Here is a 21,978-nt window from a genome sequence, read left to right on the forward strand (position 1 = left end):
TTATACTCATTATTATGAGTTCTTATGAACTATTCTACGAACTTTTCAGTAAAATATCAAATGGTGGAGGGAAACAGATATGGAATCATTTGCATTGACTCGTGTGGAGATGTCCAGTCTACTGCTCTCATTGACCGGATTGTCAGACCGGAAACCGCTGAATATCCTCCAAGAGGCATGGGCAAAGTTTCACCGTGAAGAATTACAAAAGGGGACTTCGTTACCCGCTTTTTTATCAACCAATGTTCCACCCATATTACAAAAGATCATTAAAGGCGGCCATGTAAAAGGCTTTTCACTTGGTGAAATTGCTTCATTGGGCCATCTTATAGAGTATTCCACATTGACCGTCACAGCTATGCAAAATTGGGTCAAGCGCGACTTCAAGGAATATCTCGGTTCGCCTAAAGAAGGAAAGAAATATTCGGTTAATCAGGCGGCGCTTTTGTTTATTATTGATGATCTCAAATCAGCCCTTAACTTTGAAAGTATTCGCCAATTGTTCCAGCTAATGTTCCTAAAGCCGGATCGCGATGATGATGATCTAATTGAACCGGCCAAGCTGTATTACGCATATGCAGGGCTTTTTGAGGAGATCAAAAGCAATCCATCGATTCAGACGCAATGTAAAGTAGATCAAGTGTTGCACAAGGAGTTCTCTTGGAAAGAAGATACCTCGTTAAAAAGCTCTATAGATCGTGTAATTAACCGGCTGACACATTTGTCGAGAGCGCAGAGAGAATCCGTTCGTAATATGCTGCTTATCGCCACAATTTCTGTGCAGACCTGTTATTTTCAATCGCTGGCTAGGCAATACTTTAATGCTGCTTTATTTCTTGATTTTTGAGCACTTCAATTTTAAAATGTATAAGTGAAACAATCAAAAGTAAGTTTTATTAGTTAGCAGGTTGAAATAAGGGGGCTTCGAAGTGAATCAAATGACACTGCTGCGGAATCCGAAACAAAGGAAATTACTCTTCAGCGCTGGCTTGAGCTGGATGTTCGATGCGATGGACGTCGGAATGATTTCTTTTGTTGTAGCAGCTTTAGCTAAGGATTGGAATCTGGGACCGGAGCAGATCGGTATATTGACTAGTATTAATTCCGTCGGTATGGCAGTAGGTGCTGCAGCGGCAGGAATATTAGCAGACCGCTTTGGTCGTAAACCGGTATTGCTGTGGACACTCCTTATTTTCTCGGCGGCAAGCGGATTATCTGCATTTGCAACAGGCTTTGCGATCCTCTGTGTGCTTCGTTTTATTGCTGGGTTTGGCCTTGGCGGAGAGCTGCCTGTCGCTTCTACCTTGGTCTCAGAGAGCATGCCTGCTCAGGAGAGAGGCCGTGCGGTTGTGCTTTTGGAGAGCTTTTGGGCAGTCGGTTGGATTGCATCTGCATTAATCGCGTTCTTCATTATCCCTGATTATGGCTGGCGTATAGCTTTCGGAATTGGGGCTGTACCTGCACTCTACGCTTTATATCTAAGACGGGCGATTGATGATTCACCGAAATTTGCTGAGATTAAAAAGGCACCCGTTTCCTTAAAGAAACGAATCGCTACCGTATGGTCGCCAGAATATCGCCGTTCTACAATTATGTTGTGGATTTTATGGTTTACGGTGGTGTTCTCGTATTATGGCATGTTTCTATGGCTGCCTACAGTTATGGTACTTAAAGGCTTCAGCTTGGTCAAAAGCTTCGAGTATGTGCTTATTATGACGCTCGCTCAGCTGCCTGGGTATTTTACTGCCGCTTACTTTATTGAAAAGTTCGGACGTAAATTTGTCCTAGTCATCTATATGCTGTTCACTGCGGTTAGCGCTGCATGGTTCGGAAATGCGACTACTGAAGGAATGCTGATGGCTGCCGGAATTTGTTTATCCTTCTTCAATCTTGGCGCTTGGGGTGGCATGTACGCTTATACGCCAGAGCTGTACCCAACGGCTATTCGTTCCACAGGTGCTGGTTTAGCGACGTCCTTTGGCCGGATTGGGGGAATTATCGCACCTTTGCTGGTAGGGGTTCTAGTAGGTAAATCTATGGCGATTGGCTCGATCTTTATGTTATTTTTTGTAACGATTATTATCGGTGCATTAGCGGTATTGTTCCTTGGCAAAGAAACAAAGGGAACCGAGCTTCTCTAAAGTGTGATTCTGCATTACATACTTGATGTTAATCTATCAACAGTGCTAAAATATCAAGAAGAAACGATGTTGTCGTCCTGTATGGACAACCACTACTATTACGTAAGAACAAAACGGTTCCTTCACAGTTGTGAACAGGACCGTTTTTTTACATTAATCCTTATTTATAAGGACGGAGCGATCGCACATGAGTAATGATAGGAAGCAGCCGCATTTCACAGAATTAGTCTGGGAAAGTACGGAACAAAATGTACCGATTCCGCCGCGAAATTCCCCTGAACCGCTGTTGTCTAAGTCATCTTCAACGAATAAAGGCAAAACGAATTCATCCCCTGAACCATCATTACAGCTGCAGCTTTGGGATACAGAGATGGAAACGCCGGAGCCTGTGACTACCACCGAAGGGCAGTTCGTAACAAGAGCGAAGGAATTGGTTGATAAAACTGAGGATTCAGCGCTATTTGTTCCTTTTAAGAGTTACTGGCCTACATATGGCCATATGACAGGCACGCAGAGCAGATGGTATTTCTATTGGCGGAATGAAGTTAGACAAGGCAGATATCTGAAAACAGATCTTTCTTATATTTTTCTGCATGTATATGAGCTTATTAATGGTGTGGGGTGGACTGATCCTTATGATGGCTATAGGCAGCTAAATCAGATCTGGGAAGCTTACCGGGAAAGTTATAAACGCTTGGATCAATATCTTGGCGGCTGGATCGCGGACTTCTCTTTTGTACATCACTTGGATGTCCCGCTTTCTATCATTGTGGCTCGTTCACGTGGTCTTGCAGGAGATCTGGCGGAACTTGAATTAATGAGAGGCTTGACCGCAGCGCCTGAGCAACTAACCTTTGCAGTATTAACGGCAATGTCGGACTATGATATTAGTAAATCCAAGTTCTACATCGGAGAAGGCAAAGAAGCTCTTGAACAATACATTCCGCAGGTCGTGGCGTTAATCAATGCTTATGTCACCCGGAAACACGGCTCCAATCTAGTTGAAATGTTTCCACCTGGACCAGCGGTGATGCGGGAGCGTTATTTATTCCGAAGTGCCGTATATGACATTTCATTATATGGCTATTCTGTTCTTATACCGGTTGTACGTATTAGTAAATCTCCACCACTTCGCAGTCTGATTACCAGGCTATTTCGTCTGACTGAGAATAAACTACGGGAACTGATGGGCTACCGCGGACGACTTAAAGGTGTTAATGTGGATGCCGATATGGACGATTTGATCACTCGTTTTCTAAAGCGTGAATACCTTAAAGAGACGCAGGAAGACAAGGGACCGGCAGTCGTCATAGATCCGGAGAAGCTAGAACGCCTGCAAAGTGATTCTGAAATTGTACGGACGATGCTTACGGTTGAGAATATGGACGAGCAGGAAGATTACGAGGATAGCGAGATCGATGTAACTATCGATGAAATCGGTCCAATAAAAGACAGCAAGGAAGAATTGTTGCCTGTAGATGTGATTGAAGAAGCTCAAGTGGTTAACATAGGGTCGGAGGCAGAACAGTTTGCCAATGCTTTAAATCCACTACAACGGGAAGCACTGCTTGCTCTTTTGGATGAGGATGGAAGTCAATCTATGCTGAAGCTGGCTGCTGCCAATGGCACGATGTCAGAGCTTTTAATTGATGAGATTAATGAAATCGCAATGGATATTCTCGGTGATCTGATCATTGAGGGGGAAGACATTGTTGAGGAATATATCTCTATGCTGCGCAATATTTAATGAGGTGAACTTTGGATGAGTGAATTAAAAATACCTAAACGAATGACAACTGCGCTAGTCAATTCGTTGACGGCTGGTGTTGTTCCGCGTATCGGACTAGAGCATATAGCCGTTGGCCGCCGGCCGGAGATTGAAGCCATATTAAGAGATATGGAGAACATTGCAGAGGGTGGGGCAGCTTTTAAGCTGATTACAGGCAAATTCGGCAGCGGCAAAAGCTTTCTGCTTCAGATGATCCGTAATTACGCGATGGATCGTGATTTTGTAGTAGCAGATGCTGACCTCTCCCCTGAGCGCAGATTAGTGGGAACCAAAGGACAAGGCCTAGCGACTTACCGGGAGCTAATGAGCCATTTATCGACCCGCACACGTCCAGATGGTGGAGCGTTGGAGATCATCCTGCAAAAATGGATTATTACGCTACAGCAGTCCGTGATGCAGGAGAAGGAATATGGACCTGATCACCCTCAGCTTGGTGAAGAAGTAGAGAAGCGAATTTACGCTGTAGCCTCTGAAATGCGTGGTTTGGTACATGGTTTTGATTTTGCCAAAGTACTCGCCTCTTATTGGAATGCACACAAGCTGGCTGATGATGACCAGAAACAGGATTCGCTTCGCTGGTTGCGTGGAGAATTTGCAACTCGGACAGAAGCCCGCAAAGCGCTTGGAGTTGGCGTGATTATTGATGATGATAATTGGTATGACTATATGAAGCTTTGGGCGGAATTTACCGCGGCTATTGGCTATAAAGGTCTGCTGCTGTTTATTGATGAAGGTGTCAATCTCTATAAAATTACGAACAGTATTTCCCGCCAGAGCAACTATGAAAAGCTGCTTACTATGTTCAATGATACGATGCAGGGGAAGGCAGAGAACCTTGGGATTTTTATAGGGGGAACTCCGCAATTTGTGGAAGATGGACGGCGTGGATTATTTAGTTATGAGGCACTGCGATCGAGATTGGTTGCAGGCCGGTACGGGGCGGCGGGTCTGAACAATTATACTGGACCTATCATTGCACTGGACATGTTATCACACGAGGAAATTCTGGTACTGCTGCAAAAGCTTAAAGGGATTCACGCCCTACATTATGGTTATGAAGCGCGTTTATCACAGGAACAATTGGTTCATTTTATGGAGGAAGCGGTTGGAAGATTAGGGGCTGAGGAACTCTTGACTCCACGGGAGGTAGTTCGTGATTTCATGGATCTGCTGCATACGCTCCACCAGCATCCGGAGATTACTTTTGAACAGCTAGTGGGCGAAAAAACAGCTAAGCCAGCTGAGACCGAGCAAAATGAACTGGATGGGTTCTTAGCGGAGTTTGAATTATGAGTGATAATCCGTTCTATAGGCTGGCACCCTTCATTAAAGAGTTTATTTATAAGAACCGCTGGGAGACTTTGCGTGAGGCACAGGTGGATGCCTGCCGTGTGCTTTTTGATACCCCGCATCATCTGCTGATTGCCTCAGGTACCGCTTCAGGTAAGACAGAGGCAGCTTTTTTCCCTGCGCTTACTGAGCTGTATGAACGTCCTTCCGGTTCGGTTGGCATTTTGTATATCGCCCCTTTGAAAGCTTTGATCAACGATCAATTTACACGTTTGAATGATTTGCTTCGCGAAGGCAACATTCCGGTGTGGCACTGGCATGGAGATGTACCACAAGCCGATAAAACAAAACTGGTGCAGAATCCTTCAGGCGTGCTGCAAATCACCCCTGAATCGCTTGAAGGATTGTTGATGAACCGCCCGAATGCTATTCCAGCGTTGTTCCATGATCTGCGTTTTATTGTCATTGACGAGGTGCATGCCTTTATGGGAGCTGACCGGGGGATCCAGGTGTTAAGCCAGCTGGCGAGAATTTCACGAATGGCGGGATGCCATCCTCGCAGAATCGGTCTATCTGCTACGCTGAGCGACTACGCATCTGTCACGGAGTGGCTAGCGGCAGGCACACGGGAGAGCGTTGAAGTGTCCGCTCCACAAGGCGGGCGTAAGCTCAGGTTAAGTGTGGAGCATTTCTCTTTCCCGGATGCACGGGATGAGGTGCAGGCGGAGCATTTAGAACGTGCGAAGCAGTCTTATTACGATTTTATTTATGATCATACGCATCTGAAGAAGGCGTTGATCTTCACCAACAGCCGCTCAGATGCGGAGACGGCGACCCTAGAGATGCGGAGAACGGCCGCGAAGCGTGGTGAACGGGATGTGTTTCACGTTCACCATGGCAGCATCTCCGCGATGCTGCGTGAAGAGACGGAAGCCGCGCTGCGGCAAGGCACCGGACCGGCTGTTGCCGCAGCGACGTTGACGCTGGAGCTGGGCATTGATCTGGGCGAGCTGGAGCGAGTGCTACAGGTCGGCGCTCCCTATAGCTGTGCTAGCTTTGTGCAGCGGTTAGGCCGCTCGGGCAGGCGTGGAGACGCTGCATCCGAGATGATCTTTGTCACGCCCGAGGAAGAGGACGAGGAAGCTCAGCTTCCGGCGCGGATGCCGTGGACACTGCTTCGAGCGATAGCGGTTATTGAGCTATATGTGCGCGAGAAATGGGTTGAACCCCTGGTCGTGCGTCAGCTGCCAGTTGGACTGCTATACCATCAGACGATGAGCATTTTGAAAAGTATGGGTGAGGCCGAACCGGATGATTTAAAAGAAGCGGTTCTGAGTTTGCCTTCGTTTAAAACCATAGATCCTACTGATTATGATATTTTCATGACCTATATGTTAGGCATGGGACAAATTGAGAAGATGGACGAAGGCAGCTTGATCATCGGGATGGCGGGAGAGAAGATCGTGAATAACTTCCGCTTCTACGCGGTCTTCAAAGATGATGAAGAGCATGTGGTCTATAACGGAACTGAGGAAATCGGATCGATCACAACGGTTCCACCACCAGGCTACTGTTTTACTCTGGCAGGTAAGCTTTGGAAGGTAGAAGAGGTGGATAATCGCCATAAAGCCGTTTATGTGAAAACCTCACGCGGCAAAGTAGATACGTTGTGGCTTGGTGCGGGTGGGGATGTACATACACGCATCATGAACAAGATCCGTGAAATCTTAGGAGCCACTTCATTGTATCCGTATTTAGCTCCGAGTGCCGCTGCGCGGCTCGAACGAGCTCGTCGTTTAGCGAAGGAAAGCGGAATGCTTGTGCGATCCGTTATGCCGGCGGGTGGAGATTCTATGTTCATTCTGCCCTGGGCGGGCAGTCGACAATTCCGCACGCTGGAGCGCCTTCTGAAGAACAATCTGAAGAGCCCTCTGGGACTGCGTTCTATCGTTCCGATGGAACCTTATTATATGGTTGTTGCGGGTAAAACTGATGCAGAAACGCTGGAAGCAGAGATCATTGCCGAAAGTATGGCTGCCACAGATCCATTATCATTGTTATCACCAGATGAAGCACCCTACCTCGGAAAATACGATGAGTTCATCCCGCATGAGCTGCTGCGCAAAGCTTTTTCCTTGGATGGATTAGATGTCCCGGGTTTGATTGAAGTTTTAAAGCAGTGGCAGTAACCTAATTAACCTTGGGCAGTAAACATCGAAAATACTCTAAATTGCAGACGCCCGCATAAGCGGGCGTTTTGTTATGTCCGGATCCATGGTGATATATGAACTTTCCTTAAGTTTCAAATGTTGCATAAGAATAGGGTGGAAGGAGAATAGTACTAACAGATTCCTATAGAGGATGATTGCGATGTGGCCTAAAATAGTCTCTTATATTCCGGACTGGACAATTTTTATGCAGGCGGCGATTACGCTGCTCTTTCCCGTAGGGATTTTTTATCTTTACAGGCATTTGTATTTTTATGTTGGAAGCGGACGCTCTAAGGAAACAGAGGCCAAATCACAGGATGCGGAACTGAAGAAGAATGACAATCGGGAAGTAAATCCGCAGCCTCCTGTGTCTACTGCTTTTACTCAGGACTATGATGCCGATCTGACAGCGATAAAAACGGCATTGGGGGAGAACAGTGATGTACATTTTCGTGAATTCTCAGTTAAAGGTATTCAGGCACGTGCCGCATTAGTCTATGTAGAGGGGATGCAGCACGAAGAACTGATCAATCAGCAGGTGCTGCAGAATTTGATGTTTGCCGGCGAAACGCAAGCTTCAGAAGGAATATACAACTACTTGAAACAGAATATGCTCCCGCTAGCTCAGCTCAGTGAAGCCAAGGATTTAGACCAGCTGCAGGAGTTTGTCCTATTCGGATACACTGCGCTGATTGTCGAAGGCATGTGTGAGATGTTGCTGGTGGGTTCTCCGCATGGAGCAGTGCGCTCGATTACTGAGCCGACCTCAGAGGCTTTGCTGCGGGGGCCTCGGATTGGCTTTACCGAGGTGCTCAGTGAGAATACCTCTATGCTGCGGCGCCAAGGGCTTAATAAGAATCTGGAAATGAAAATGGTTGAAGTAGGCAGCGAAATCAAGAAGAACCTGGTTATCGCTTATATGAAAAACATTGTAAATCCTGATCTGCTCCAGGAAGTGAAGGAACGTATCTCCAAAATTGATATGGACTTTATTCTGGAATCCGGCTATGTGGAACAGTTGATCGAGGATGATTATTTAAGCCCGTTTCAGCAGACACAGAATACGGAAAGACCCGATCGGGTAATTGCTTCCTTGTTAGAGGGAAGAGTCGCTATTTTGCTGGATGGCACACCGTTTGCACTCGTTGTTCCAGTGACGTTCAGTATGCTTTTGCAGTCTCCTGAGGATTATTATGAGCGCTGGATTCCGGGTACACTTTTGCGGATACTCCGGTTTTGCGCATCATTTCTGGCTCTGTTGGCTCCGGCGCTGTATATTTCCTTTATCTCCTTTCATCCGGGACTGATTCCTACACAACTGGCGATCTCCATTATCGAAACACGCCAAGGTGTACCCTTTCCTGCATTAATTGAAGTGTTGATTCTGGAAATTTCCATTGAAATCTTGCGTGAAGCTGGAATCCGGCTGCCGAAGCCCATAGGTCCGGCAATGGGGATTGTCGGAGGTCTGATCATTGGAGATGCCGCGGTACAGGCTGGTATTGTGAGTCCGTTTCTGGTAATTGTTGTAGCCGTGACAGCGATCTCTTCGTTTTCCATACCGATGTACAGTGCGGGGATTACTCTCCGGATCTTACGATTCGCAGGCATGTTATTTGCGGCGGTCCTGGGCATGTTCGGAACCATCCTTTTCTTCCTGCTTATTTGCAGTCATCTGACTCGGCTTTCAAGCTTTGGAGTTCCTTACGTCACTCCTATTTCCCCTTTCCGGTTAAGTGACTGGAAGGATTTGTTCGTCCGTGCACCGTTATCAATCATGAAGCGAAGACCGGAGATGCTGAAGACCCAGAAGAAAAAGCGCAGGTCCTAGAGAATGTATTCTTAGCAGGAGCAGAGGGGAGACCACAGTGTTCAAACGAACTGATGACAAGATCACAACCTCGCAGGCTTCCATAATCTTGACCAATTCAATGCTAGGTGCGGGAATTTTGACTTTGCCCAGAAATGTTGTTAAGGCTGTACAGACTCCCGATGCCTGGATTTCAGTAGTGCTGGGAGGTATCACCGTATCTTTGGTGATATTGGTTATGGTGAAGCTTAGCCAGCAATTTCCAGGGAAGACTGTCTTTCAGTATTCTAAAAGAATTGTTGGGAATCTTCCAGGCAGTGTAATGAGTACAATATTGATTCTGTACTTTATTGTGATAGCGGGTTTCGAAATCCGCGTTTTGGCGGAAGTAACATTGTTTTTTCTTCTGGAAGGGACACCGATCTGGGCGATTGTGATGCCGTTCATCTGGGTGGGCACTTATTTGGTGTATGGTGGGATTAATTCCATGGCCCGCGTGTTTCAGATTGTATTTCCGATCAGTATTTTTATCCTGATAATTTGTTATATCTTAAGTACCAGAATATTTGATATCCAGCATTTGCGTCCTTTTCTGAGTGAAGGTATGATCCCGGTGATCCGAGGCATGAAGTCGAGCATCCTGATCTTTACCGGTTGTGAGGTTGTGATGACAATGACGGCCTTTATGGAGCATCCACAGCAAGCAGTCAAGGGAATGTTGGTTGGTTTAAGCATACCATTTGTATTATATTTGGTTACTGTTGTAATGGTTATCGGCGGCTTATCTATTAATTCTGTAATCTCCAGCACCTGGCCGACGATAGATTTGGTGCGGAGCTTTGAAATTTCAGGGTTCTTTTTTGAACGATTTGAATTTCCGTTGCTGGTTATCTGGCTGATGCAGATGTTCTGCAATTTTTGCAGCTTTTTCTTTAATGCGTCACTCGGAATCTCCCAGGTGTTTCACCTAAAGATCCATCCGGTTATGTTCGCTTTAATGCCCATCATCTTCATCTGTACGATGATCCCTCAACGCATCAATGATGTCTTCAGTCTTGGTGATGCGATTGGCTATATGGGTGTGCTGATCTTTATATTGCTGCCACTGTTATTGTCGATTGTATTAATCATTAGGAAGAAAGGACTCAAGCAGAATGTTTAGACAGCAGGTTATTCGCTTACTATTGGTATTTATGATTCTGCTTACGCAGTCCGGCTGCTGGAGCAGTAAGGAAATTGAAGACTTGAGTGTTTATACGGGATTGGCGCTTGACAAGGGGGAACCCCAAACAGTCGAAAAGAAATTTGAGGAACTCGGAGGAAGTTACCTTAAGCATAATAAATTGACGGCTACGGTACAAATTGTGCCTGAAAATGTAATTGGAAACTCCGGCAAAGAAGGTGAAACACCCAAAACTCATTTCCATAATATTTCAGAGTCTGGAGATTCCCTGCTTGAAGTATTCCGCCAGATTTCGATCCGCAAGAACCGTCCGATTATAGGCCATCACCTCAAGGTTGTTGTCATATCCGAGAAATTGATACAACAGGAGAAAATCCGACGGCTAATGGACTTTCTGTTGCGTGATAACGATATTCGCCCTAGCTGCCTCATCTTTCTTAGCCAAGGACGTGCGTCTGATACGCTAAACACGACAGCAGAGGAGGTTCCTTCTTTTCGTCTGGAGGACATGGTCCATAACCACTTCAGGACTAGTAAAGTTATGAAGGGCATAACATTGTCGAATCTAGATGCATTGATGTATTCGAAGCAAAGCTTTGTTTTGCAGAACGTTATTGAGGCAAATGGTGAGGTGGAGTTTTCCGGCGCCGGTATTATCAAGGGAGACACAGGATATTGGATCGGCAATCTGAACCAACAGGATGTGGAGAGTATTGCCTGGATCAAAGGCGATGTTAAAGGCGGGAGCATCAAAACATATGATCAGTCAAACGAAGCAATTACTTATGAGATTAAATCAGTCAAGAGCAAGATTACACTGAAGGAGACTGCTGATGAGAAGTTTTCCTTTCATGTTGCGATTGAGTCTGATGGACGTCTTATTGAGCATTGGGATGATAATGAACATTCCGCGGAAGTTGCCTATTTCAAAGAATTGGAGAAGATATTCGAGGAGAGATTGACCGAAAAAATTAATGCTCTTATTCACAAAATGCATTCCACCTATAAAGTAGATGTGGCAGGGTTCGGAAATTGGTTCAGCATAGAAAAACCGCAGGTTTGGAAAAAGGTCAAGGATCATTGGGACGAGGAATTTATTCGGATGCCATTAACCTTTGATGTAAAGCTTAAAATCACCGATTTTGGTTCCACGACTGAATGAAGGGTTCACTTGATAAACGTGTTAACTCAAAAAGGATCTCAGCAGCCGATGATGGCTATTGAGATCCTTTTCGTGGTTAGTAAGTAGAAGCTGCAAAAACAAACACAACGACGAATAATATAATAATTGCGTACATCAGCGTGCCCACAATTCCACATACCAGACCTGCAATCGCTAAGCCTTTGCCTTGTTCATAACGATTACGGATTTCCTTCAGCGATAAGGCGGATAGAATAATCGCAATAATTCCTAACAGAAAACCAATATAAGGCACAACAATGGAGAGGATTCCCAAGACAAAACCAGCGATTGATTTGCCATTCGTTGGTGCCGGAGGGGGTGGAGGCTGATAATAGTTCAAATTGTCGTTTGGTGGATAGCTCATTAAAATCACCTCCAATAGAAATTGTTATTGAATGTAGTTAATCCAGTGCTCTAGCTGCACACAAGGGACAAGTCCAATAGATTCAGCTAGACGAATGGACGCTTGATTTCTTTCAAGGACGTGATAGCGTGGAATAAAGCCTCGTTCTAACGTTTCTTGTATGGCTGTGCGAACTACCATTTTCGCGTATCCGTATCTTTGAAATGCTTCTAAAGTATGTACAGCGCCGATTTCCCAAATCTGCTCTTCATTGCGGAACGCTAGGCAGGTACTAACCGGATTGTCGCCCTGAAAGATTGAAACGGAAAACGCTCCTTTTTGGAAATATTCCTCAATTTCTTCCTTATTGTAATGGTTAGCAGCCCAAAGTGGAAGTAGTCTGTCGTCAAATGAATGATTGATTGTTACCTCTTTGTCCTTAACATACCTTAACCCCTCAGTTGTGCTGTAAGAGAAAAACCCCCGAACTTTTTCTAAAGAAAAATGCGCAGACAGTGCCTCTTGGTACTTCACATCCTGTAGTTTAAAAACAAGCTTCGCCTCTGTGGGGAGCAGCGTTAGTAATGCTGGAAATATATCGGGGCAGCTGTAATCCAAAAATACGATGTAATCCGCTTGAGGATATACCCTATGATCATATGCGTATGCTGTGGCTGGAAGAAGTAAAGCAACACCCCACTGCTCACCTTGCTCTACTAGATGTGTTTCCATGACTTCGTGGAAGGAGGTTAACATTTTTAACAAGCTAACATTCTTTAAGGGGTTCTTTTGTAGTTTGTTTATGATTTGTTCGTTCTGGTGCACACCCATCCACTCCTAGCTCAGATTTATATATTTTACTATAAATTGTACTTATGCAGATATTTATATTTTTCCTTTACTAATCATTAATCTATTGAAAAAAGAAGGTTGACAGTGACTGCTATAATATATTAGGGAAAATAAAGCTCGCTGTTTGAAGCAGCATACGTGAACGGAGGCACATAATTTCATGACACAATCTATCACAAGCGCTGCTGTTCGTGTAGGAGGAGGTCTATCTAAGCAATTCATCCTAATTCTAGCCATTGCATCAGGGCTAAGCGTGGCAAATATGTATTATAATCAGCCGCTCCTGGCTGAGATAGGACGCACATTTAATGCTTCCTCTAACGCAGTGGGATATGTATCGATGCTTACTCAAATCGGCTACGCGCTGGGAATGTTATTTTTTGTTCCACTAGGTGACATTCGTGAACGCAGAACACTGATATCCGGACTTCTTATTGCTGTATCACTGTCCCTAATTGGTTTCGCTACCGCACAAAACCTCACTTGGATGTATATCGCCAGCTTTGCTATCGGCATAACTACGGTGGTGCCGCAGGTCATCATTCCTCTCTCGGCTGAGTTAGCTTTACCGGAGGAACGGGGGAAGGTTATAGGTACAGTAATGAGTGGATTGTTTTTTGGTATTCTGCTAGCAAGAACAATATCCGGAATTATAGGGGATATGTTCGGCTGGAGGGCGATGTACTGGATTGCCGCAGTAGTCATGTTATTGCTATCCCTTATTCTTTATCGGCTAATCCCGGCAACGAAACCAGACAATAATTCTTCGTACTCCGATCTGCTGAAATCAATGGGGCAACTGATTCTCAGATATTCGACGCTTCGTGAGTCATCTTTAATTGGGGCTTGCATGTTTGGCGGCTTCAGTGTGTTCTGGACTTCTCTAGCTTTCTTTCTGGAAGGAGAACCTTATCACTACAGTAGCTCAATCACAGGATTGTTTGGTCTTATTGGTGTAGCAGGTGCTGCTGGTGCTCCATTTATCGGGAGGTTAGCAGACAGAATTGCTCCCAAAAAGATTGTAGGAATCCTACTGTTAATTACATTGATTGCTTACGGATTTTTTGGTTTAGCCGGATTTACAATCTGGAGTTTGATTGCAGGAGTTATTATTCTGGATCTTGGGGTACAGGGATCACAGGTCAGTAACCAAACACGGATATATGCACTTGAACCAGCGGCTCGAAGTCGTATAAATACTGTTTTTATGGTCAGCACTTTTACAGGTGGAGCGATTGGATCCACGCTGGGAAGTTTTGCATGGCAGCATTGGGGCTGGAGTGGCGTCTGCTTAATGGGGGGAACGCTTGTTGTAGCCGCTCTATGTATATGGATAGTCTATAGAGTGATCGAGAAAGAGGATATACCGGAGATTAGCTAGAAACGTATTATATTACCTTTTATTATACCCGGGAGGTGTTTGATCATCGCTGAGAAGACGAAAGTTATAGAGGTTGTCCCGTATAACCCAGAGTGGAAGGCAGAATTCAATAGATTAAAAGAACAGCTCTTATCTTATGTCGGAGATCTTATTATTTCTATCGAGCATGTGGGCAGTACTTCCATTGAAGGGCTGGCTGCTAAACCTATCATCGACCTAGATCTTGTGATGGAAAGCTACGATGTACTCCCACAAATCATCGAACGTTTACAACAGCGTGGTTATGAACACCAAGGGAACTTGGGAATAGAGGGCAGAGAAGCTTTTCAAAGACTTCAGGATGACGGGTTTATGAAATATCATCTGTATGTTTGCCCTAAGGATGGAAAAGGCTACTTGGAGCATATCGCTTTCAGAGACTATCTGCGATCGAATACAGCAGCGCGTCAAGCGTATGCAGAGGTCAAACAGCGCCTGGCAGAACAACATCGTTATGACATTGATGCTTATTGTGAAGGAAAGACAACGTTTGTTACCTCTATTTTATCTAAAGCCATGAAAGAAACGTAAGAAAGATCAATCATTTGCCCGTTCGAAGATGATTTCGAAATTCACTTGGAGACATGCCGCTCCACTTACGAAACTGCTTGGAGAAGTATAACGCGTCATTGAAACCGACCGAGGAAGAGATCTGGTCGATGGTCAGCGTTCCTCCTAGCAGTTTTTTTGCGTTATCCATACGAACCTTTAATAAATATTGTTTGGGAGACATGCCGATCTTTTGTTTAAAGACTTTAGAGAGATGCGCTCTATGATAGCCTAGAGACGATGCCATATGGTCGATACTGATCTGTTGATGAAACTGCAGAGAAATCCAACGGATCGCTTGATCGATCTGGCGGTCGATAACATCCGGTAATTCTATCGATTGAGAGGAAAGCGAACTTATGTTCGCAACACCGAATTTGTGCACTAGCAGCCGCAGCCAACCCGAAGCTTCTAAGCTCTCCAGTCGAGGATAAGCAGATTGCTGAAAGGATAAACGAATATGTTCATATATTTTATGTATCTCTATTAGGTTATCTAAGTGGATTATTGGCTTGTCCCTTGTAATTCCCACTTCGTGTAGTAGCTGTTCAACCGCTTCCCCTTGTAAGGCCACCCATACATATGTCCACGGACGATCCATGTCTGCCTGATAGCTAAATAACGCACCCGGAAAAATTACAAAGGTATCCCCCTTACTACATCCCTGTGAATTACTGCCACTTTGAAAAACACCTTTACCATCAATTACTGTATGAATGAGATAGTAATCATGAACAGAGGGGCCCATTTTATGGCCAGGAACAGGCTTGCCTTCTCCGCTGAATAATACAGATAGGTCATGATCATCGGGAGCCAGATTAAACCCTGCTGTAAAATGATAATGCTCTGAAGCCATTCACTTAGGACCTCCCCAAGATTGCTTTTATAATACATTTAGAGTATAGGATTGAATATACAAATGCAACAAACGTCCATATTTCTCTTGTATTTCTCCATACTCATTGGGACCGCTCTCATTTATAGTGATTAGTGAAGAGAGCAGACGGTTATGATCTAACATCCTAGTGTTTATAAGGGAATTATAGTTTACTCTACTCCATAAAACTGCGATGTTAACACCGTTCACCTCACCTATAAGGAGGAATATTTCATATGTCTAAAATTACATTTATCGGAGCGGGTAGCACCGTATTCGCCAAAAACGTGTTGGGAGATTGTATGAGAACGCCAGCCCTGCAAGGGTTTGAACTTGCCCTGTATGATATTGATCTGCAACGCCTTAAAGATTCCGAGAATATGCTTAATAATATAAAAGAGAGCAGCGGCAGCACTTGTGTTGTGAAATCCTATACGGATCGTAAAGAAGCTTTGCGTGGAGCTAAATATGTCATTAATGCAATCCAAGTGGGAGGTTACGATCCTTGCACCATCACAGATTTTGAAATTCCGAAGAAATATGGCTTGCGGCAAACGATTGCGGACACAGTTGGCATAGGTGGGATATTCCGTAACCTGCGTACTATTCCAGTGATGCTGGACTTTGCTGCGGATGTACGGGAGGTTTGTCCGGACGCACTCTTTATGAACTATACGAATCCTATGGCAGTTCTGACCAATGTGATGAATACCTATGGCGGTGTAAAGACGGTGGGATTATGTCATAGTGTGCAGCATTGTATTCCGGGCTTGTTCGAGCATCTGGGTATGGATCAGACAGGTGTTCAGGCTAAGATCGCTGGGATTAACCATATGGCTTGGTTATTGGAGGTTACTAAAGACGGCGAGGATTTGTATCCGGAAATTAAACGCCGTGCAGCTGAGAAGCAAAAAGAACATCACGGAGACATGGTCCGTTATGAAATGATGCTTAAATTCGGTTACTACATTACGGAATCTTCGGAACATAACGCAGAGTATCATCCTTATTTTATCAAACGTAATTACCCTGAGCTTATCGAACGGTTTCAAATTCCACTCGACGAGTATCCACGCCGCTGTGTAGATCAAATTGAACGTTGGCAACAAATGCGGGAAGAATTGGTTAATAACAAAGAACTTAAACATGAACGTTCGCATGAATATGCGTCTTATATCATGGAAGCCATCGAAACTAATGTGCCTTTCAAAATAGGTGGCAATGTTATGAACACAGGTCTTATCACCAATTTGCCAAATGAAGCATGTGTAGAGGTCCCTTGTTTAGTAGATAGAAGCGGAGTAACTCCGACCTACGTGGGAGATCTGCCTCCACAGTGCGCCGCACTGAATCGTACAAACATTAATACACAATTGTTAACGATCGAAGCAGCGATTACCCATAAGAAAGAGCATATCTATCACGCCGCAATGCTCGATCCACATACAGCAGCTGAATTGTCGATGGATGACATTACAAATATGTGCGACGAGCTGATCACAGCCCATGGAGACTGGCTCCCGGCGTATAAATAAATTAACTAGTTAGGACTAAGGAAGCCTGAGAAATCAGGCTTTTTTTGAATATATTTCTACGAGAAACGATTGTTATCTTTAAAAAAAGACAACGTCGTTTCTTCTTGCTTATATGTCTAGGACAACTGGGGTATATCGGAATACACATATATGGATTATCTAAATGTGGAGGTGATCCTTTATGATCGTTGAAAGCTATACCTTAGCATCGTCCACAGCTTTTGCTACCCCTTATTATGTGATTAGAGGTGAGCTTCCTGGTCCTGTCTTTATGGTGGTGTCGGGGATACATGGGAATGAGACAGGAAGTATTCGTGCCGCACAGATCATTGTAGAACGTTTTAACCAGAGAAGGTTGTATATACACCGGGGCACGATCATTGTAGTTCCTCTATTGAATCAAAAAGCTTACCGCAAACGGATCAGAGGTGTACCTGATTTAAATCGCACCTTTTCACGTTTCAGCAAAACAGCGGCAAAACATCCATTAGCTTCAGCTTTGCTACAGCTAGTACTAAGATATCGTCCCACCTGGTTTCTGGACCTTCATGAAGCAAATGGGTTGTCACAAAAAAATCCGAAGCGACTTGGCCAGTCGATCATCGTCACTCCGGGAAGCCGAGGAATAGGTACAGCAAAACGTGTCATCAAAGGCATTAATCGAACGATTCCCAAAACCGCTTATCATTTTAATATCCGTTTACGGGAGCGCCCCGGCTCCTCAAGGGCAGCCGTTACCCGTATATTAGGAGCTAAAGCATTTACTGTGGAAACCTGCTGGAGCCTTGATCGTGACCTACGGATTCGCTATCAGATAGATATTGTTAGCCGTTTTTTAAAAAGTGCTGGATTATTGTGATGAAGAAAATATCTGATAACTATGTAAGCTGGTTCTTAGATCCTAGGAATCAGCTTTTTTGCCGATACAAGAAAGGTAATTGACAACATTGAGTATAGTGTATATATTACATATATACAATGATAACACATAAACTAGGAGTGAGGGCACAATTCCATGAACATATTGATATCCAACACTTCCGGTGAACCCATCTATGCACAGATTGTCAGCCAGATCCGCCAGATGATTCTGCAAGGAGAGTTAGTGTCTGGCACCCCATTACCTTCTATCCGGCTATTAGCCAAAGAGCTGCAGATTAGCGTAATTACAACGAAACGAGCCTATGAAGAACTGGAGAGAGAAGGGCTTATCAATTCAATTGTGGGGAAAGGTTCCTTTGTTTCTGGTGCAGATCAGGAGTTTATTCGGGAACAACGGCTACGGATTATGGAGAACAAAATGAAGGGGATTATCGACGAGAGTAAAATGCTGGGGATTGATTTTGCTGAGTTTAGTGAGATGTTGAAATTGCTTTATGAGGAGGAGACAGAATGAAAGAAGTCATTCAATTGGACCAAATTTCTAAAAAATATGGCCATTTTAGCCTATGCGAACTTACGTTCGGAATCAAAGAAGGGTATATCACGGGGCTAATTGGACCGAATGGGGCAGGGAAAACAACATTAATTAAAATGATGATGGGGATGGTGTTTCCTGATCACGGCAGCGTCAAGATTTTTGATCAAGAGATGTCTATCCATGAAGCAGAGAATAAGGATCGGATTGGCTATGTCTCCGATGAGAATTACTTTTACGATCAATTAACCATCGATCAGATGAGTAAGATTATTGCTCCTTTTTATAGTCGTTGGGATCAAGAAACGTATAGGAAATACATAGAGATGTTCAAGCTTTCCCCGCGGAAAAAGATTAAGGAGCTCTCCAAAGGAATGAAAATGAAGTATTCGCTCGCTATTGCCTTATCACATGGTGCAGATCTGCTCATTATGGATGAACCTACTGCAGGACTTGATCCTATATTCCGAAGAGAGTTGCTTGATTTGCTTAGTGAGCATATCCAGGATGAGAAGAAGTCTATTCTTTTTTCAACGCATAATACGACTGATTTGGACCGGATCGCAGACTATATTGTTTTTGTGAATGAAGGGCGCCTAGTATTTAATGAAATGAAAGAATCTCTAGCCAACAAATACATGCTGGTAAAAGGCAATAAAGAGTTGCTTGATCGGGATGTACGAAAATGGTTCATCGGGCTTAGAGAGACGGAAGTTGGTTTCGAGGGTCTTCTGAACAATCGCTCTGAGGGGGAACACTTCTTTAGGGGTCATGCCATATGCGAAACACCTACTCTGGAAGAAATCATGTATTTTACGGTAAAGGGAAACACTTTGTATGTTTAATCTCTTTTTGCTGATTCGAAAAGACTTTATTCTCCTGCGGAATTTTATCCCTATATTTCTCTTGAGTATCTTGTTTATCGCATATGTTCAACTGGATAACTCCAGCATGTTTGCTACATTTCAATCTTTACTGTTGCTCGTATACTCCTGTTCTATGGATGCACAGAATAACAACACAAAGTTTGTTATAGGGTTGCCAGTAAGACGGCAAGAGATTATCTTGGCTAAATACTTATCACTTGTTCCTTATTGTTTCATCGGTTTGGTTTGCACTTTAGCTTTGTTACTAATTTCCTTTTCATTTGGATATTCCATTAGCCCGTTTTATTGGATAGGGGTATCTTTAACATTACTGATGATTCCTTTGACTGCGTCTATTTATCTGCCGATTCATTATTGGCTTGGTTCCAAAAACTATTACTTCAATATCCTTTTTAATGTAGTAATAACGATTACCACCCTAAACACTGGATCTTCACTCTCAAATTCATCCTTTTTCTTAACAATTACCCATTTAAAGCTGCAGGATCATCTGGTGCCGATTGGTTTGACAGGGATTGTTTATCTATTCATATTGTACTGCTCTTATAGGATTTCACTACGATTGTTTAGCAAGGAAGAGTTATAAGCTAAGGAGGACGTAAAGTGTATAAATCATTTTTTTTAATTCAAAAAGACTTCATTCTTTTGCGTAAATTTCTGATGCTGCTAATCCCTTTCTTTATTTTCATAGCATACTCAAACTATCATAGCTTCAGTTTATTTACGGTAATGCCACCTATGCTGTTATTGATAAGCTCCTGTTCAATGGATACTCAGCAGATGACGCAACGGTTTCTCGTTAATCTCCCTGTACGGAGACAAGAGCTTGTCCGTGCCAAATATTTTTCGATCCTTCCGTTTGCTCTTGTCGGGCTGGCAGCAACGGCCTTTACCTATCTCCTGATTGTTGTGACAGGTAAAGCCGTAACCCCTCATTTTTGGCAAGAGGTTGGTATTACGATATCCATTTTCCCTCTCCTTGCGATGCTTTATTTACCGATTCATTACTGGTTAGGGGCAAAGGGGGCACAAGTGGTTAATCTTGTATTTATGATGATTGTTATGTTTGGCCCGAACGTGTTTAGCTTTTTGATCCAGTGGATACCTGATGTGAACAGATGGCTAAGTTTTGGAGTGAAAGGTACGGTCATTCCCTTTATAATCCTAGGGCTGGCTTATATATTCTTGCTTAGCTGTTCATATATCATTTCTCTGCGGATTTTTGTGCGGAAAGATCTTTAATTCGAAGGATTTGAGATTTTGAATGAATTCATATACCATTGTCACTACAAAGATAAATAGTAGGGGAAGGGTATACAACCAATGCCTAAAATGATTTATAGCTTTCGTACAAAAATGATTATGCTGCTGATGGCCAGTATGCTTGTATCCGGTGGAATTACCTTTTCAATCTATAAAATTCTGCAGAGATATTATCGATCAGAGGTCTTATTAGAAAATCCATTGACTAAAGTTCGCTACTTGATGCGGGATATCGGTGATGTTAATGCGTTTTTGATTATCTTCATTCCTTTGGCCATCTTATTCTTTTTTATATTTACTAAACCATATGCAAATTATTTCAAGGAAATCTCGAAAGGGATCCATCAGCTGGCGTCGGGTGATTTCTCGGAGCGGGTGGATATCCCTTCTAAAGATGAATTCGGCCTTATTGGCCATGATATCAATCTGGCTATTGATCATCTTCAGGAAGCTATTGAGCGGGGAGACTTTGCGGAGAGCAGTAAAGATCAACTTGTGTTAAATCTGGCACATGATCTGCGTACTCCACTTACCTCAGTTATAGGTTATTTGGATTTTATCCTTAAGGACAATGAATTAACGCCAGAACAGACCAGACATTACACAACGATTGCTTATACTAAATCTCAACGTTTGGAAAAATTAATTGATGAGCTATTTGAAATTACAAGAATGAACTACGGTAAGCTTACGCTTGAGAAAACCTCGATCGACCTTAGTGAGCTTCTTTTACAATTAAATGAAGAGTTATATCCCGTTTTTGAGAAAAATGGTCTTACTTCCCGCTTGGATGTAACCCAACCTCTGAAGATAGAGGGTGACGGTGAGCTGCTGGCACGTGTATTTGAGAATCTTCTCACTAACGCAGCGCGATACGGAAGCGACGGTCAATTTATTGATATTCATGGGTATTTAGAAGAAAACGAAGTCGTTATTGAGATTATTAACTATGGAGATTGTATTGATCCGGAAGAGCTGCCGCGTATTTTTGATATGTTCTACACCGGGGATCGAGCGCGAACGCATCCCACAGGGAGTACGGGACTGGGCTTATTTATCACTAAAAACATTGTGGAACAACATGCTGGAACAGTTTCTGCACAAAGCAGTGTAGTGCGGACGATGTTTGAAGTGCGGCTTCCACAAAATAATTGAGAACGAAGTCAAGTGTTGACTGGGCAGGAGTAAAAAAACAAGATCTACGTGATCTTGTGGTTTTACTCCTTTTT

At 43.7% G+C, this 21,978-nt stretch carries 20 protein-coding genes; 17 read left to right on the plus strand and 3 right to left on the minus strand.

Annotated elements, in window-relative coordinates; all coding sequences use genetic code 11:
• Positions 1-79: 79 nt before the first annotated feature.
• From NST45_RS11130 to NST45_RS11165, 8 genes are all read left to right on the plus strand, one after another.
• Positions 80-847, plus strand: coding sequence for a DUF1836 domain-containing protein (locus tag NST45_RS11130; protein WP_036676915.1), 768 nt, complete (start codon positions 80-82; stop codon positions 845-847).
• A gap of 82 nt (positions 848-929) precedes the next feature.
• Complete coding sequence (locus NST45_RS11135; protein WP_094900681.1) at positions 930-2,141, plus strand: MFS transporter; 1,212 nt, start codon at positions 930-932, stop codon at positions 2,139-2,141.
• 187 nt (positions 2,142-2,328) lie between these two features.
• On the plus strand, positions 2,329-3,888 hold the full coding sequence (locus NST45_RS11140) for a TerB N-terminal domain-containing protein (RefSeq protein WP_339825596.1): 1,560 nt from the start codon (positions 2,329-2,331) through the stop codon (positions 3,886-3,888).
• 15 nt (positions 3,889-3,903) lie between these two features.
• Entirely contained in the window at positions 3,904-5,223 is a 1,320-nt protein-coding gene (locus NST45_RS11145; protein WP_036676916.1) for an ATP-binding protein, read from the plus strand.
• Positions 5,220-7,409, plus strand: a complete 2,190-nt coding sequence (locus NST45_RS11150; protein WP_036676919.1) for a DEAD/DEAH box helicase — start codon at positions 5,220-5,222, stop codon at positions 7,407-7,409. Before NST45_RS11145 ends, NST45_RS11150 begins: the two co-directional genes overlap by 4 nt.
• Positions 7,410-7,590: 181 nt before the next feature.
• The gene (locus NST45_RS11155; RefSeq protein ID WP_036677387.1) at positions 7,591-9,261 is read left to right on the plus strand and encodes a spore germination protein; all 1,671 of its coding nucleotides are present in this window, start codon (positions 7,591-7,593) and stop codon (positions 9,259-9,261) included.
• 37 nt (positions 9,262-9,298) lie between these two features.
• On the plus strand, positions 9,299-10,402 hold the full coding sequence (locus NST45_RS11160; protein ID WP_076106749.1) for a GerAB/ArcD/ProY family transporter: 1,104 nt from the start codon (positions 9,299-9,301) through the stop codon (positions 10,400-10,402).
• A complete protein-coding gene (locus NST45_RS11165; protein ID WP_076273240.1) occupies positions 10,395-11,585 on the plus strand; it encodes a Ger(x)C family spore germination protein in 1,191 nt (396 codons plus the stop codon). Before NST45_RS11160 ends, NST45_RS11165 begins: the two co-directional genes overlap by 8 nt.
• 76 nt (positions 11,586-11,661) lie before the next feature.
• On the opposite strand, the gene NST45_RS11170 is transcribed toward NST45_RS11165, so the two are convergent.
• Both NST45_RS11170 and NST45_RS11175 read right to left on the minus strand, forming a co-directional pair.
• The gene (locus NST45_RS11170) at positions 11,662-11,970 is read right to left on the minus strand and encodes a DUF4190 domain-containing protein (RefSeq protein ID WP_036676925.1); all 309 of its coding nucleotides are present in this window, start codon (positions 11,968-11,970) and stop codon (positions 11,662-11,664) included.
• A gap of 24 nt (positions 11,971-11,994) precedes the next feature.
• Positions 11,995-12,774, minus strand: coding sequence for a GNAT family N-acetyltransferase (locus tag NST45_RS11175; RefSeq protein ID WP_076223765.1), 780 nt, complete (start codon positions 12,772-12,774; stop codon positions 11,995-11,997).
• A gap of 187 nt (positions 12,775-12,961) precedes the next feature.
• Here NST45_RS11175 and NST45_RS11180 point away from each other — a divergent pair, with 187 nt between their 5' ends.
• On the plus strand, positions 12,962-14,182 hold the full coding sequence (locus NST45_RS11180; protein ID WP_339825599.1) for an MFS transporter: 1,221 nt from the start codon (positions 12,962-12,964) through the stop codon (positions 14,180-14,182).
• Between the two features lie 39 nt (positions 14,183-14,221).
• Positions 14,222-14,752, plus strand: a complete 531-nt coding sequence (locus NST45_RS11185; RefSeq protein ID WP_235219390.1) for a GrpB family protein — start codon at positions 14,222-14,224, stop codon at positions 14,750-14,752.
• 10 nt (positions 14,753-14,762) lie between these two features.
• On the opposite strand, the gene NST45_RS11190 is transcribed toward NST45_RS11185, so the two are convergent.
• Positions 14,763-15,626 (minus strand): AraC family transcriptional regulator, encoded by an 864-nt coding sequence (locus NST45_RS11190; RefSeq protein WP_076099101.1) that lies wholly within the window; start codon positions 15,624-15,626, stop codon positions 14,763-14,765.
• A gap of 257 nt (positions 15,627-15,883) precedes the next feature.
• On the opposite strand from NST45_RS11190, the gene NST45_RS11195 reads away from it, so the two are divergent.
• The 7 genes from NST45_RS11195 to NST45_RS11225 all read left to right on the plus strand — a co-directional run bounded on the left by NST45_RS11195 (position 15,884) and on the right by NST45_RS11225 (position 21,904).
• Positions 15,884-17,182, plus strand: coding sequence for an alpha-glucosidase/alpha-galactosidase (locus tag NST45_RS11195; RefSeq protein ID WP_036676934.1), 1,299 nt, complete (start codon positions 15,884-15,886; stop codon positions 17,180-17,182).
• A 181-nt stretch (positions 17,183-17,363) separates the two neighbouring features.
• Positions 17,364-18,041 (plus strand): succinylglutamate desuccinylase/aspartoacylase family protein, encoded by a 678-nt coding sequence (locus NST45_RS11200; protein WP_076141283.1) that lies wholly within the window; start codon positions 17,364-17,366, stop codon positions 18,039-18,041.
• 156 nt (positions 18,042-18,197) lie between these two features.
• On the plus strand, positions 18,198-18,578 hold the full coding sequence (locus NST45_RS11205) for a GntR family transcriptional regulator (protein ID WP_076141282.1): 381 nt from the start codon (positions 18,198-18,200) through the stop codon (positions 18,576-18,578).
• Positions 18,575-19,444: an ABC transporter ATP-binding protein gene (locus tag NST45_RS11210; protein WP_076141281.1), complete on the plus strand. Its 870-nt coding sequence runs from the start codon at positions 18,575-18,577 to the stop codon at positions 19,442-19,444. Before NST45_RS11205 ends, NST45_RS11210 begins: the two co-directional genes overlap by 4 nt.
• The gene (locus NST45_RS11215; RefSeq protein ID WP_076141280.1) at positions 19,437-20,072 is read left to right on the plus strand and encodes an ABC-2 transporter permease; all 636 of its coding nucleotides are present in this window, start codon (positions 19,437-19,439) and stop codon (positions 20,070-20,072) included. Before NST45_RS11210 ends, NST45_RS11215 begins: the two co-directional genes overlap by 8 nt.
• A 17-nt stretch (positions 20,073-20,089) precedes the next feature.
• A complete protein-coding gene (locus NST45_RS11220; RefSeq protein ID WP_036676948.1) occupies positions 20,090-20,728 on the plus strand; it encodes an ABC-2 transporter permease in 639 nt (212 codons plus the stop codon).
• A gap of 81 nt (positions 20,729-20,809) precedes the next feature.
• Positions 20,810-21,904: a HAMP domain-containing sensor histidine kinase gene (locus NST45_RS11225; RefSeq protein ID WP_036676951.1), complete on the plus strand. Its 1,095-nt coding sequence runs from the start codon at positions 20,810-20,812 to the stop codon at positions 21,902-21,904.
• Positions 21,905-21,978: the final 74 nt, after the last annotated feature.

It is taken from the genome of Paenibacillus sp. FSL R7-0163 (genome assembly GCF_037969975.1).
Taxonomy (GTDB): domain Bacteria; phylum Bacillota; class Bacilli; order Paenibacillales; family Paenibacillaceae; genus Paenibacillus_AQ; species Paenibacillus_AQ odorifer.